Genomic DNA, 15,543 nt, shown 5'->3' with positions numbered 1-15,543 from the left:
TTTATGTTAACGACTCTTCTAATGCGTGTAAGCAAAGGGCGACATTTTCACGACGAGCACTGAAGCCCATCAGGCCGATACGCCATGCTTTACCTGCTAAAGCTCCTAGTCCAGCACCAATTTCTAAATTATATTCTTCCAATAAATGCTTACGCACTGCAGCGTCATCGACACCGTCTGGAATGTATACTGTATTGAGTTGCGGTAAACGCGACGACTCTTCAACCACAAATTTAAAGCCTAATGTTGTTAGCCCATCACGTAGTAACAAGTGCATTTTTCGGTGTCTTGCCCAGGCATTTTCGAGCCCTTCATTGGCAAGTAAACGTAAAGATTCATGCAGAGCATATAAGGCATTCACTGGCGCAGTATGATGATAACTGCGTTTAGCACCAGCACTATTGCCCCAATACCCCATGACTAAGGTTTGATCTAAAAACCAACTTTGCACCTGGGTAGTACGGGCTTTAAGCTTGGCAACCGCTTTAGGTGAAAATGACACAGGCGATAAACCGGGGACACAGGAGAGACACTTTTGGCTGCCAGAATAAATGGCATCAATGCCCCACTCATCCACTAGTAATTCAACACCACCCAATGAGGTTACGGCATCAACAATACTGATACAGTCATGTAATTGCGCTAAGGTGCACAAGGTTTTCGCATCAGACAGCGCACCAGTTGAGGTTTCGGCATGTACAAATGCGAGAAATTTTGCATCTGGATGCGCCACGAGTGCTGCTTCAACTTTATCTGGGCATACAGGTTCGCCCCATTCATTGTCGACAACAACTGCTACACCGCCAACTCGTTCAACGTTTTGACGCATGCGCTCACCAAACACCCCATTACGACATACGATGACCTTTTCGCCTGGCTCAACTAAATTGACAAAACAGGTTTCCATTCCGGCACTACCTGGTGCTGATACCGCTAAAGTCATTTCGTTTTTAGTTTGAAAAGCATATTGAATTAATCTTTTGAGCTCATCCATCATGCCGACAAATAATGGGTCAAGGTGACCGATAGTCGGCTTTGATTGTGCCGCAAGCACTTCGGGATACACATCAGATGGGCCTGGGCCCATTAAGATTCTGCGCGGTGGCATAAAAACTGGAATTGTTGGCACGGGTAACATCAATGTCTCCTTAAAATGAGGTCTAAAATTCATAACTCAATATGAATCTGGAAAAATTTACCCTACATATAAAGCAAAACATACCAATCAGTTGCAGCAAAATAAATCAACATTCACTTGTTGGTAATCGTTTCTACAGACCCACGAATATTTTTTCGTTTTAGGCGTACTGACAATACCACATTGAGGCACTAAATCACCTAAGAATGGTAGTTAACCTGAACTAGGGATAACAAACGCCTCTCAAACAGCCCTTTGTCTTGCTAACGGTGTTGAATTAACTTGCCATAGACCCGCTATTAACGCGCAATTCGCCTTGTTAGTAAAACAAATGACAAGTTTGATAGTGATAAACGTCTAAGCCTATGATCTTTAATATCATATCTTCATCTCTTATCCCGATTTCAGGTCAGTTAAAAATGAATTATGATTTTGCTTTCGCACTATTTAAAAATAACTGATAAGCCGGACTGTGGGTTTCTTCTTGATAAACGAAACCGAGCTCCATTAAAAATTGCGCAAACGCGACGTCATCTTTAGCCGGTACTTCAAAACCGGTTAACACCCTACCAAAGGCTGCACCATGATTACGGTAATGAAATAAACTGATATTCCATTTGCTCTGTAAAGTGGTTAAAAACTTCAGCAATGCCCCGGGATGCTCAGGAAACTCAAAGCTAAATAAGCGCTCTTCTAATGGCTCAAGTGGGTGACCACCGACCATATAACGCACGTGTAATTTAGCGGTTTCATCTTGGGATAAGTCTTGAACTTCAAAGCCTTCAGACTCTAACTTAGCAATGATCTCACTGAGTTCTGCTTGGCCGCCAGTGAGACGAATACCCGCAAATACCACTGCAATATCACGACTGCTAAAACGGTAATTAAACTCGGTCATCACTCGTTTATCAAGTAACTCACAAAAACGTAAAAAACTGCCTGGTTTTTCAGGTATTTTAACCGCTAACACCGCCTCTTTTTGCTCAGCTAATTCACAACGTTCAGACACATAACGTAAACTATGAAAATTGACGTTAGCACCACTGAGAATAGCCGCTACTTTTTTGGGGGCATCGATAGAGTCACCCTGTTGCGCCATGTACTTTTTAAGCCCTGCTACCGACAAGGCTCCAGCGGGTTCTGCTATCGCGCGAGTATCCTCAAAAATATCTTTAACCGCGGCGCAAATTTCATCAGAAGTAACGGTAACCACTTCATCAACGTATTCACGCGCTAAGCGAAATGGCTCAGTACCAATCCGCTTAACCGCTACGCCGTCAGCAAACAACCCCACTTGAGCCAAAGTTACTGGTTCATCAGCTTCGAGTGCCGCCTTTAAGCAAGCAGCGTCTTCGGGTTCAACCCCAATGATCTTAACTTGCGGCATCACAGCTTTGTAATAGGCCGCAATACCGGCAATTAAACCACCACCGCCAACAGGCACAAACACGATTTCAATATCGCGTTGTTGTTGTACCATTTCTTGAGCAATAGTGCCTTGTCCGGCAATAACCGCTTCGTCATCAAATGGGGCGATATACACCCGTCCTTCTGTTGCCGAGAGGTTTTTGGCATAGTCATTGGCTTGATCAAACGCCTGCCCATGAAGGACCACATTGCCACCTAAGCGTTTCACTGCATCAATCTTAATATCTGGCGTGGTACTAGGCATTACAATTACGGCATCAATACCGCGACTGGCAGCAGACATCGCTACCCCTTGAGCGTGATTGCCCGCTGATGCGCACACCACACCTCTATCACACTCATCTTGAGTTAACGCTGCGATACGGTTGTAGGCACCACGTATTTTAAACGAATGCACTGGCTGCATATCTTCACGCTTTAAATACACCTGACAACCAAAGCGAGCAGACAATTTATTCATGCTCGACAATGGCGTCACTTTAGCCACATCATAAACAGACGACAGCAAAATTTTCTGTAAATAATAATGCGCTAAATCTAATTGAGTTTGAGACGCCAAAGCCAACATATTACCCCTCCAGCTTAGCGCGATCGCGAACGGCACCTTTATCAGCACTGGTGGCCAATAATGCATACGCCTTAAGCGCTAATGACACATAACGTTCACGAGCAACCGGCTTCCAACCTAGCGGACCTTTGGCATCCATCGCAGTGCGACGCTGAGCAAGCTCTTTATCGCTGACATTAAGTTGAATGCTACGCTTGGGAATGTCGATGGCAATTTGATCGCCGTTCTCGATAAGTGCAATGGTGCCACCTGACGCCGCTTCTGGTGACACATGACCAATCGATAAACCTGAAGTACCACCGGAAAAACGCCCATCGGTAATTAACGCACATTTAGTGCCTAAACCACGTGATTTTAAGTAGGTTGTTGGATAGAGCATTTCTTGCATACCTGGGCCACCTTTAGGGCCTTCGTAGCGAATAACCACTACATCACCTTCAACGACTTCGCCACCGAGAATACCGGCTACCGCATCGTCTTGGCTTTCATACACTCGAGCGCTACCAACAAAGGTTAAGTTAGACTCGTCTACCCCTGCGGTTTTCACTATACAACCATCAACGGCCACATTACCTGACAATACGGCTAAGCCCCCTTCTTGGCTAAAGGCAAACTCACGCGAACGAATACAGCCATTTTCACGATCATCATCAACACTGTCCCAACGACAATTTTGGCTGAATGCTTTCGTGGTGGGAATACCAGCAGGGCCGGCACTAAAAAAGCGGATTACATCTGGATCGTTAGTTTGTTTAATGTCGTACTTAGCTAAGACTGATTTTAAATCACCACCATTGTCTGCGGCCACATGCGGTACATCGTTATGGATTAAACCTGCTCTATCTAACTCGCCTAAAATCCCCATTACCCCACCAGCACGGTGAACATCTTCCATATGATATTTAGGCGTTGATGGTGCAACCTTACATAGATGAGGCACTAAGCGCGATATGCGATCAATGTCCGCCATGGTAAAGTCAATTTCCGCCTCTTGCGCTGCGGCGACTAAATGCAACACAGTATTAGATGAACCTCCCATGGCAACATCGAGTACCATGGCATTTTCAAATGATTTAAATGACGCAATATTACGTGGCAAGGCAGTTTCATCGTCATGCTTGTAATAACGTTCAGCAAGCATCATCACCCGGCGACCTGCTTCTAAAAATAATTCACGACGGTCTTCATGAGTTGCAAGCATTGAACCATTACCCGGTAAAGACAAACCTAAGGCTTCGGTTAAACAGTTCATTGAATTAGCAGTAAACATACCCGAGCACGAGCCACATGTAGGGCAAGCACTGCGTTCAATTTGCTTGCTGTCTTCATCACTGACATTAGAATCTGCACCGGCAATCATGGCATCGACTAAATCAAGTTTAATAATTTGATCAGATAACTTGGTTTTACCTGCTTCCATTGGGCCACCAGACACAAATACCACTGGGATATTTAATCGCAGCGCTGCCATTAACATGCCTGGGGTAATTTTATCGCAGTTAGAAATGCACACTAATGCATCGGCACAATGAGCGTTGACCATATATTCAACACTATCTGCAATTAACTCGCGTGACGGCAAGCTGTACAACATGCCGCCATGGCCCATGGCGATACCATCATCGACGGCAATAGTATTGAACTCTTTGGCAATACCGCCCGCCTCTTCAATCGCGCCGGCAACCAATGAGCCCATATTCTTTAAATGTACATGACCCGGTACAAACTGGGTGAACGAATTGGCAATGGCAATAATGGGCTTACCAAAATCATTTTCTTTTACGCCAGTTGCACGCCATAGTGCGCGGGCGCCTGCCATGTTGCGGCCTTCGGTACTGGTTGCTGAACGTAATTTTGGCATTGCAAATATCCTTGTTTAATGTGGAGCGCGTTACCGATTTGATCACGGATAACGTTCTAATAATGAGTGATAAAAAAGCTTAACTGTTTGCTGCTTGATCCAGTGACACTGCTGGCAAAACTTTACAATGCATCACATCAATGAGTTTATCTAACTGGGTACTTAACAATTCAATGGCGCGTTCGGCCTCAACCCATAAGTCGACCGCCATACTGGTGTCGTCGTTGATGCGCACCTGCATTTGAGTGACTTTAAATCCACGATGGCGAGTCACACGAAGCACGCGTTCAAGTACCTCGGGGCGTTGCTGAACGGTTATTTCTAATGCATGCATCATGTTTGCTTCTCCATTTGGTCCATCATGTCACTATTACTCGCACCTGGCGGTACTAAAGGCCATACGTTAAAAATATCATCAATCGATACATGCAGCATGTAAGGACCGCTACTGTTTAACATATCATCCAATCCTTGCTCGACTTGATCCGCACGCGTAATGGTTCTGCCAGGGATATCAAATGCCGACGCCATAAGGACAAAGTTAGGGTTATCAGATAAGTCTGTTTCACTGTAACGTTCTTCAAAAAATAGCTGTTGCCATTGCTTAACCATACCCAGTTTTTGGTTATCAATCAGTAAGATTTTCACCGGTAATTTACGGCGTTTAATGGTGGTTAACTCTTGGACATTCATCATAAACGAGCCATCACCAGAGACAGTAACCACAGTCGCATCGGGGCGTGCGACTTGGGCACCAATGGCGGCAGGTAAACCAAAGCCCATAGTGCCTAACCCTGCGCTGGTTAAATGATCTTCAGGGCGGCGGAACCACATGTGCTGTGCAACCCACATTTGATGCTGGCCGACATCGCAAGCAACTACGCTGTCTTCCGGTAATTTATTGGCTAAACGTCGTAACATCGCTGGCGCATAAATTAAATCACCTGGATGGTGATAATCCCATTGATGCTTTCGAGACAACTCCTCAACATCTGCTTGCCACTGACCAATATCAAGCTTATCTGCTACCGCCGCAGTTAATGCTGGCAACACTATGCTCAACTCGGCGGCAATGGCGACATCCGCTTGGCGTAACTTGCCAATTTCGGCGGCATCGATGTCTAAATGCAATACTTTGGCATTACAAGCGAAACTGGCAAGGCGGCCAGTAACCCTGTCATCAAAACGTGCACCGACAACCATCAATAAATCGCATTCTTGCACTGCAAGGTTGGCACCTTTACCACCATGCATACCCAACATGCCTAAATAACCTTTAGTCCCATGTGCAATACTGCCCAAACCTTTTAACGTCGCTACCGATGGGATGCCCGTGGTGTCGATGAACTGACGTAAGTGCGCAACAGCACCCGCCATCCCCACACCACCGCCAACGTATAACATAGGTTTTTTAGCCTGCTTAATTAACACTGCAGCTGCATCTAAATCGCTTATCTGAGGTTGTAACTCATCAGCAACGCTTTGAAGCGGTGTTCTGTATTCTAATGCCGCAAGTTGGATGTCTTTTGGGATATCAACTAATACAGGACCAGGACGTCCTTCTGCAGCGATTTCGAATGCGCGATATAACGTTGGGATTAACTCGTTGATGTCGGTGACCATAAAGCTATGTTTGGTACATGATAACGACATACCTAATACATCGATTTCTTGAAATGCATCGGTACCAATAACACTAGTAGACACTTGACCGGTTATGGCAACTAATGGCACTGAATCAAGTAAAGCATCGGCAAGTGAAGTGATGAGATTCGTAGCCCCTGGACCTGAGGTGGCAAAGCACACTCCGGTTTTACCACTGGCGCGGGCATACCCTACAGCAGCAAACGCAGCACCTTGTTCGTGACGACTAAGCAAGTGTTCTACCGGACCGCCATAAAGGGCATCGTAGATTGGCATAATCGCTCCGCCAGGATAACCAAATACGGTTGTCACACCATGTGCTGCTAGTACTTTGATTACTGCATCCGCGCCGCGCATTTTCTGTCCTGCTTCCATATGTTGCTCTCTACTTCGTCAATGGTTCTGCTGCTCTACTGTGTGGTTGTTTTTCTTTAAGCCTAAAACTAAAAAACCCCCGGTCCTTTCGGAGCGGGGGTTTTTGCAATCTGTTTGACTCTTAGGTCAGTCTAGTTGCCAAACGCCACCCCCGCTGTGACTTAATAATCACTACGGTAATAATTACGAGAATGAGCATGGCTGCATGGTTTAACATGTTTTAGACTGTATCCTAAGTTTCTAGTAAATAATTTGTTTAGTTATGTTCAAATAACGTTACGGTATTACTAACAAGTACCATAAAAGATTTACTTAGCACAACTAATAAATTGTCTTTATAAAAAAAATTCAGCTTCCCTGCCGAGACAATGCAAACAACAACAAAAACTTAACCTATGAGTTCAACGACATAATCAAGTTGAACTCACTCTAACTATTTGTTTTCCCCACGCCTCAATCAGGAGGATAAAGGCGTTTCGATTGATGCCTGTCCGACAACGGAGCTGTATTTCCAGCCAAAACTCTGAACAGGTACAACATCAGTTCAATTAAACACTTGGTAATTAGTGCTTAGTTCGCTTCCACAATGCCTTTCATGTCGGTCATGTAACCGCGTAATTCTGCGCCAATGAATTCAACGTCGGTATGACGAATTTGCTCATTCACTTCAATCAAACGTTTGTTATCAACACCATTTGATGAAACATCCAGCCCTGCACCTAAATATGCCGCTGGCATGGCATTCACATAATCACGTAACATTGGCACGGCAGCATGGTTGAACAAGTAACAACCGTATTCTGCCGTATCCGAAATCACTACGTTCATTTCGTATAAACGCTTACGTGCAATAGTATTCGCAATCAAAGGGGTTTCATGTAACGACTCATAGTAAGCAGACTCTTCAACAATCCCTGCGGCAACCATGGTATCAAATGCCAGCTCAACACCGGCTTTGATCATCGCCACTAAGAAAATACCTTTATCGAAGTAGGTTTGCTCATCAATATGTTCAGATGACACTGGCGCATTTTCAAATGCGGTTTCGTTAGTTTCCGCTCTCCAACGCAGCAAGTTAGCGTCATCATTTGCCCAGTCTGCCATCATAGTGCGAGAAAACTCACCGCTAATAATGTCATCCATGTGTTTTTCGAATAATGGCTTAAGGATAACTTTTAACTCTTCAGCCATATCAAATGCTTTGATTTTTGCTGGGTTAGATAAGCGGTCCATCATGTTGGTAATGCCGCCGTGCTTAAGTGCTTCGGTAACCGTTTCCCAACCTTGTTGAATTAACTTGCCGGCATAACCAGGTTCAACACCGTCAGCGACCATTTTCTCGTAGCCTAAAATGGCACCCGTTTGTAACATGCCACATAAAATGGTCTGCTCGCCCATTAAGTCTGACTTAACTTCAGCCACAAACGAGGACATTAATACACCGGCACGGTCGCCACCTGTTGCACTAGCATAAGCCTTAGCAATGGCTACACCGTCACCATTAGGATCGTTTTCTGGATGTACAGCAATCAAGGTCGGTACGCCAAAACCACGCTTATATTCTTCACGAACTTCTGTCGCTGGACACTTAGGTGCAACCATAACAACAGTAATGTCTGGACGAACTTGCATGCCTTCTTCAACAATATTGAAACCATGTGAATAAGATAGCGTAGAACCTTGTTTCATTAATGGCATAACCGCATTAACAACATTGGTATGTTGCTTGTCTGGTGTTAGGTTTAACACTAAATCAGCTGCAGGAATAAGCTCTTCAAAGGTGCCGACTTTAAAACCATTATCGGTCGCTTTTTGCCATGAGGCACGCTTTTCAGCGATCGCTTGCGGACGCAAGGCAAAAGAAATGTTCAGCCCTGAGTCTCGCATGTTTAAACCTTGGTTAAGGCCTTGTGCGCCACAACCTAAAATAACGATATTCCAATCTTTAATATATTGGCAACCATCACTGAATTCAGTACGGTCCATAAAGCGGCATTGTGCTAGTTGAGCTAATTGTTGACGTAAATTCAGAGAGTTAAAATAGTTAGCCATCTGATACCACCTTTAAAATTTAATAATTTGGGACTCAACATCTTATAAGTCAGCGACCTTAAGCGTTGTGATTGAAATCACTATAGCGCATGCATATGATTGCTTAAAATGATATATTCGGGACGTCACGTTGCAATTAATGCAACATGGACTGATGAACCTCATACTCAACTGAATTTGTGCTTTAAGGTACTGTTATGGATATTCGCTCACTTAAATTGTATTTACACTTGTGTGATAGCCTGCATTTTGCCAAAACTGCAGAGCAATCTCATGTCAGTCCCTCGACGTTAAGCCGTGCTTTACAGCGTTTAGAAGAAGAAGTAGGCAGTAAATTGTTCGAGCGTGACAATCGCAGTGTCACTATTACCCATGCAGGCATTGAATTTAAAGCTTTTGCGGAGCAAACTTTAGCGCAATGGACCCAACTACGCAGTCGGATTGATCCCAATCAGCAGGTGTTACGCGGTAATCTTAATCTGTATTGTTCGGTGACCGCTGCTTACAGCCATTTACCGGCACTGTTAGATCGCTTTAGACGTGAACATCCCCATGTAGACATCAATCTCAACACCGGAGATCCGGCAAATGCAGTCGGCCAAATTCAAAAGAATCGTGCTGATATTGCCATTATTGCATTGCCAGAGGTGCTCCCCAGTAGTTTGCATTTTACCCCGATTGATAAAGTACCGATTTCTGTCATTGCACCCACAATACAATGCCAAGTTCAGCAATGGGTCAATCAAGCAAAAATTGACTGGGCTAAATTACCTTATATCGTACCGGACCATGGTCCCGGCAGAAAAAGAATCGATTTATGGTTTAAGCAGATGGGGATTAAACCCAATATTTATGCTCAAGTATCCGGTCAGGAAGCAATTGTCTCTATGGTCGCACTCGGTTGTGGTGTTGGTATTAGTCCAGAAGCGGTGATCCACAATAGTCCGGTGCGAGAGCGTATCCAAACCTTATTGTCACCGGTGCCGATTCCTCCTTTTGAATTAGGCTGTTGCTGCAAAGAAAAACGCACCAATGATCCAATCATTAGTGCGTTCTTAGACATCATTTAATCGTACCGAGGCGACTTAAGCTTAAGCGGATAGACGATACTTAAGGTAGTGGTGGCATCTCAATATCTAAACGAGTAACCAGTAATTGGTCCACTTTATATGAATCAATATCGACTACCTCAAACTTGTAACCCGCGTAATTGACAAAATCAGTCCGTTTAGGAATTTTGCGCAACATATACATCATAAAACCAGCAATGGTTTCGTAATTTTGATTATGCGGAAAGGCTTCAATATTAAAAGCGCGCATCACATCAGTGATAGGCGTCACACCATCGACTAACCAAGAGTTGCCATCACGAGCCACTATTTGCTCCTCACTTTCGTGTAATGACCACGCCCCCATCACGGCGCTTTGTAAGTCATTAGTGGTCACAATGCCGACGACTAAAGCATACTCGTTCATGACCACCGCAAAGTCAGAACGATTATTCTTAAAATATTCCATCGACTCTGACAAGGTCAACGTATCAGGAATGATCAGACAGTTATGCACTAAGGTACTGCCTTTTAAGGTGATGTTCTCGCCGTTAATCACCCTAATGAGCAACTCTTTGGCATCAACAAAACCTTTGATCATGTCCAGTTGGCCATCACAAACAATAAACTTATTATGTGGATTCTTAGCAATTTTTTGTTTGATGACTTCTTCACTATCTTGCAGTAAGAAATACACTAAACTTTCACGCGCCGTCATTGCAGAGGTTACCGATACCGACTGCATTTCAAACACGTTCTCCATCATTTGCTGCTCACCTTTATCCATTACACCAGCTTCAGTACCTGCGGTCATCATGGCGTAAATATCATCATGAGTAACTTGATCGTTTCGCGCTGTAGGCACTTGCAACAATTTAAAAATCGCATTGGCCAAGCCATTAAAAATCCACACGAAAGGTTTTAACACTTTAATACACAAAATAATCGGCATCACAAAAGTGACCGCGACTTGCTCAGGGATCACCATGGCAATCCGCTTCGGCATTAAATCAGCAAATAGAATGAATAAGGATGTAACTGTGATAAATGAACACACAAAACTCAGTTGTAAACCCCATTCGTTGCCTAATAAAGGTAACAATAGTTGTTCAAAATGAGGTCTAAAAGCAGACTCTCCGACGATACCGCCCATGATCGCCACCGCATTGAGGCCGATTTGGACAACGGTAAAAAAACTACCGGGATGAGCTTGAAGTTTCAGCACTTTGGCTGCACGTAAATCGCCCTCATCAGCCATTAATTGCAGACGAATTTTACGCGACGCCGCAAGGGCAATTTCGGACATAGAGAAAAAACAACTAATGCCGATGAGGCACAAGATGATGACTAAATTATCAGAGAGGCTCATAGTTTACCTTTACCTGAATACTAGCCAAAATATCAGGAATGTATGGACATATCATTGTTACAAAATGGGTAAATGTAAAACCAAAGCGATTGATTTAAATAAAAAATCAATAACGCTAATGATTCAATACAAATAGAAATAACGACAGATGGAATATGATTATAGCGTTTCACAGCAAAAGGCCTATTGATTAACAAGCCTCTCGTACTATAAAGCCGCGGTATTCTACTCAACATCAGTGATTTAAACTAGCGTGCCAGCATAATTATATCTGAGTTATTTGGGCTTTATCACGCAAAAAAACACATCGCTGCTAGACTATAATCACGTGTTGATTTGTATATTATTCAAACAAAAGGAATTGTTAATGGCGATTGCCTGTGTATTTACCCGAGCGAGTTGCGGTGTAGAAGCGCCGAGAGTCACAGTTGAAGTCCATTTAAGTAATGGTTTACCAGCATTTAATCTGGTGGGATTGCCAGAAACGTCAGTTAAAGAAGCTAAAGAGCGGGTCAGAAGCGCGTTAATTAATGCAGGATTTGAGTTCCCGCAACGACGGATCACTGTCAACCTAGCGCCAGCAGATTTACCTAAGCAAGGCGGTCGCTATGATTTGCCTATTGCCGTTGGAATTCTCGCAGCATCAAATCAAGTCCCAGCCAAAGCATTACATCAATGTGAATTTGTCGGTGAACTGGCTCTTTCCGGTCAAATTCGCCCTTGCAGTGGCTTGTTACCTGCCATTATTGCCGCCCGTAACGATCAGCATCATTTCTTTATGCCTATCGAAAATCGCCATGAGGCAGAGCTCGTTGGCTATCATCACAGTTATTTTGTCGCCCACTTACAAAACTTAGCGGCATTTCTACACGGCCAAGCACAATTACCTTTAATCGATACTCTCCCCGAGTGGATTGAAGAAGAGCCGCAACTGCAATCATCACTTTGCATGAGCGATGTCATTGGTCAATATCAAGCCAAACAAGGATTAGAAATCGCAGCTGCCGGGGGACATAACATGTTATTGATAGGCCCCCCTGGCACAGGAAAAAGCATGTTAGCTAATCGAATTATCCCACTATTACCCAAACTCACCTACGATGAGGCCATTGAAGTGGCTGCCATTCACTCTGTCGCCGGATTACATATTAAACCACAAAGTTTCCTTAACCGCCCTTTTCGCTCGCCGCATCATACCTCATCATCGATTGCGCTTATTGGTGGTGGCAGTCATCCAAAACCTGGGGAAATATCGTTGGCTCACCGTGGTATATTATTTCTTGACGAAATAGCTGAGTTCCCTCGAAAAGTATTAGATTGCCTGCGAGAGCCACTAGAAACTGGTCAAGTTGAGATATCACGCGCAGCCGCTAAACTGACTTTTTTGAGTCGATTTCAACTCATCGCGGCAATGAACCCCAGCCCCTGTGGCGATACGGAACGTACTCGTTCTACCCCTGATCAAATTCAACGTTACTTATCACGTCTATCAGGACCTTTTTTAGATCGTTTCGATTTAACCGTTGATGTACCCAAACTGCCAGCTGGCACCTTAACCCAACAACATCAACCCAGTGAGTCCAGCGTTGAAATCGCTAAACGGGTTAAACAAGCACGCGATCGACAACTCAACCGATCAGGGGTATTAAATAGTGAATTAAGCCCAAAACAACTCAAACAAGACGGCGGAATAACTCAAGCAGATTTGGCTTTTTTGGAGCAAAGTGTGGTGAGTTTAGGGTTGTCGGTTCGCAGTTTTCATCGTATTCAACGTGTATCTCGCACCATTGCCGACTTACAGCAATCACCAACAACCGAACGCAGTCATATTGCTCAAGCCCTTGGCTATAGGGCAATGGACCGATTACTGGCAAAATTGAATCAGCAATAAGCGTAATTTAACCTATCGTATTGATTGAGCAAAACAGCGACTACGAGTAACATAGCACTCCGTTTAATAGGAGATACAAATGTCGCTGCTTTCGAAAATCAAAGGTTCAATCGCATTCTTATGTTATGTCATTAATACCATTTTTTGGACCATCCCGATCTTAGCATTTAGTTTTGTAAAATTGATCCCTATTGGTATTTGCCAAAAAATCTGCAGCTATATTCTTGATAATTGCGCCACTGCTTGGATTAGCGTCAATACCGTCATCGAAGCTATTTTTCATCCGATGCGTATTCGCGTTACAGGTGATCAATCATTTTCGGAACAAGAGTGGTATATGGTTATTGCTAACCATCAATCCTGGGTCGACATCCTCATTTTACAACGAGTATTTAATCGCAAGATCCCCTTTTTAAAGTTTTTCCTAAAACAAGAACTGATTTTTGTGCCCGTACTAGGCTTGGCTTGGTGGGCATTAGACTTTCCTTTTATGCGCCGTTATAGCACATCACAATTGCGCAAAAACCCTAAATTGAAAGGGAAAGACATTGAAATCACACGTAAAGCATGTGAAAAATTTAAAACTAAGCCTGTGAGTATAATGAACTTTGTTGAAGGTACGCGTTTTACTGCAGCTAAACACGATAAACAAGCATCACCTTTTCAACATCTTTTAAAACCTAAAGCTGGTGGTATGGCGTTTGCTCTTTCAGCCATGGGTGAACACATTAACAAGCTGGTTAATGTCACTATATATTACCCTGATACGGTACCCACATATTGGCAATATATCAGTGGCGGGTTGTCAGAGGTGAGAGTCGACATCAAAATCACTGATATTCCTCAGAAGATGCGAGGTGATTACCTAAAAGATCGTGAGTTTAAAATTGAATTTCAAGAGCAGCTCAATCAGCTTTGGCTTAAAAAAGATTTACAGTTACAGGAATTTTCTTCGCAAGCAAAGCAAGAGGTATAACAAGGAATGCTGTCTTTTCTACCAGGTCCGATACTGTTTATTATTAGTCTGTCACTATTGATCATCAATACCGCAATATGGAGCACCTTATTGACCATTGGTGGGGTGGTAAAATTATTACTGCCTTTCTTGCCCGTTCGTCGTCTGTTAACGCGAATAATGAACCGATTCATGTGGGCGTGGGCAACATGCAATGGTGGTATTTTATATTTAATCTCAAATATAGAATGGGACGTCGAAGGTTTAGATAAACTTGACCCTAATGGCTGGTATTTATTGATCAGTAATCATGTGAGTGGTTTCGATATAGCAGCCCAAACATACTTATTGCGTAACCACATTCCAATGTTGAAATTCTTTTTAAAAAAAGAACTCATCTATGTGCCCATTATGGGTCTAGGTTGCTGGGCACTCGATATGCCATTTATGGATCGCACCAGTGCTGCCAAGCTGAAAAAAAATCCCAAATTAAAAGGCAAAGATCTACAAACAACCCGCAAAGCTTGTGAACGATTTAAGCACATGCCGACATCCATTATTAATTATGTCGAAGGGAGTCGGTTTACCGAAGAAAAACGCCTGCGTCAAAACTCACCTTATCGCCATTTGTTACGTCCTAAAGCGAGCGGTATCGCTTTTACACTTTCAGCAATGGGCGAACAATTTACCGGACTGCTCAATATCACTTTAGTGTATCCAGAAACGTCAGAAAAAGTATTAGCCAATGTCATGCATGGGCGCACTAAAAAAGTGGTTATGCGTGTTGAAACGCTACCCGTGCCTAAAGTGGATTCAGAAATTTACTTTTCAAGCCCTGAAAACCGTGTCGAATTTCAGCGCTGGTTAAATCAGCTCTGGTTAGATAAAGATCAGCAAATTGATGACATAATAAAAGTTTACCAACAGTAATAGGGATATTGGATAGGTTTAATTGTCAGAAAGTCGACAAATGACGATTTTCTGTTGCGTTGAGCATGTAAAACTGTCAGTTTTAGAAATAAAATAGTTTTCAGATAACTCAATTGATAAAATTAGTTAACAACTGAATCTGCAAAGCTTAAATTAGCATATCATTGTTAACATAATTAAAATTTTTCGCAGCCTTCCAATGAAATGTTTATAGGTGAAATTTGAATTTTCGTGCCTTAACGCTTGCAACACACTGGCTAATTTTGGTCATTACATTGAGTTT

At 43.4% G+C, this 15,543-nt stretch carries 11 protein-coding genes; 4 read left to right on the top strand and 7 right to left on the bottom strand.

What is annotated here, in order from left to right; translation table 11 throughout:
* Position 1: 1 nt before the first annotated feature.
* The 6 genes from H5123_RS09395 to ilvC all read right to left on the bottom strand — a co-directional run bounded on the left by H5123_RS09395 (position 2) and on the right by ilvC (position 9,066).
* Entirely contained in the window at positions 2 to 1,138 is a 1,137-nt protein-coding gene (locus H5123_RS09395) for an alanine--glyoxylate aminotransferase family protein (protein ID WP_182697790.1), read from the bottom strand.
* Between the two features lie 424 nt (positions 1,139 to 1,562).
* Positions 1,563 to 3,134: a threonine ammonia-lyase, biosynthetic gene (ilvA, locus tag H5123_RS09390; RefSeq protein WP_182697789.1), complete on the bottom strand. Its 1,572-nt coding sequence runs from the start codon at positions 3,132 to 3,134 to the stop codon at positions 1,563 to 1,565.
* Between the two features lies 1 nt (position 3,135).
* Positions 3,136 to 4,995, bottom strand: coding sequence for a dihydroxy-acid dehydratase (gene ilvD / locus H5123_RS09385; RefSeq protein WP_123778370.1), 1,860 nt, complete (start codon positions 4,993 to 4,995; stop codon positions 3,136 to 3,138).
* A gap of 79 nt (positions 4,996 to 5,074) precedes the next feature.
* Complete coding sequence (gene ilvM / locus H5123_RS09380; protein WP_123778371.1) at positions 5,075 to 5,332, bottom strand: acetolactate synthase 2 small subunit; 258 nt, start codon at positions 5,330 to 5,332, stop codon at positions 5,075 to 5,077.
* Entirely contained in the window at positions 5,329 to 7,014 is a 1,686-nt protein-coding gene (gene ilvG / locus H5123_RS09375; RefSeq protein ID WP_182697788.1) for an acetolactate synthase 2 catalytic subunit, read from the bottom strand. Before ilvG ends, ilvM begins: the two co-directional genes overlap by 4 nt.
* Positions 7,015 to 7,584: 570 nt before the next feature.
* Complete coding sequence (gene ilvC, locus H5123_RS09370; protein ID WP_124017531.1) at positions 7,585 to 9,066, bottom strand: ketol-acid reductoisomerase; 1,482 nt, start codon at positions 9,064 to 9,066, stop codon at positions 7,585 to 7,587.
* A 197-nt stretch (positions 9,067 to 9,263) separates the two neighbouring features.
* Between ilvC and ilvY the strand changes: the two genes are divergently transcribed.
* Entirely contained in the window at positions 9,264 to 10,136 is an 873-nt protein-coding gene (gene ilvY, locus H5123_RS09365) for an HTH-type transcriptional activator IlvY (protein ID WP_182697787.1), read from the top strand.
* 40 nt (positions 10,137 to 10,176) lie between these two features.
* Here the strand turns inward: ilvY and H5123_RS09360 are convergent, their stop codons facing one another.
* A complete protein-coding gene (locus H5123_RS09360) occupies positions 10,177 to 11,484 on the bottom strand; it encodes a hemolysin family protein (RefSeq protein ID WP_124017529.1) in 1,308 nt (435 codons plus the stop codon).
* A gap of 367 nt (positions 11,485 to 11,851) precedes the next feature.
* Between H5123_RS09360 and H5123_RS09355 the strand changes: the two genes are divergently transcribed.
* The 3 genes from H5123_RS09355 (at position 11,852) to H5123_RS09345 (ending at position 15,260) form a co-directional block, all read left to right on the top strand.
* Positions 11,852 to 13,375: a YifB family Mg chelatase-like AAA ATPase gene (locus tag H5123_RS09355; RefSeq protein WP_182697786.1), complete on the top strand. Its 1,524-nt coding sequence runs from the start codon at positions 11,852 to 11,854 to the stop codon at positions 13,373 to 13,375.
* A gap of 79 nt (positions 13,376 to 13,454) precedes the next feature.
* Complete coding sequence (locus tag H5123_RS09350; protein WP_182697785.1) at positions 13,455 to 14,351, top strand: acyltransferase; 897 nt, start codon at positions 13,455 to 13,457, stop codon at positions 14,349 to 14,351.
* Between the two features lie 6 nt (positions 14,352 to 14,357).
* On the top strand, positions 14,358 to 15,260 hold the full coding sequence (locus H5123_RS09345) for an acyltransferase (RefSeq protein WP_124017526.1): 903 nt from the start codon (positions 14,358 to 14,360) through the stop codon (positions 15,258 to 15,260).
* Positions 15,261 to 15,543 lie beyond the last annotated feature (283 nt).

The organism is Shewanella sp. SR43-4, assembly GCF_014163845.1.
GTDB classification, from domain to species: Bacteria; Pseudomonadota; Gammaproteobacteria; order Enterobacterales; family Shewanellaceae; genus Shewanella; species Shewanella vesiculosa.
This window is presented reverse-complemented; position numbering and strand designations above follow the sequence as displayed.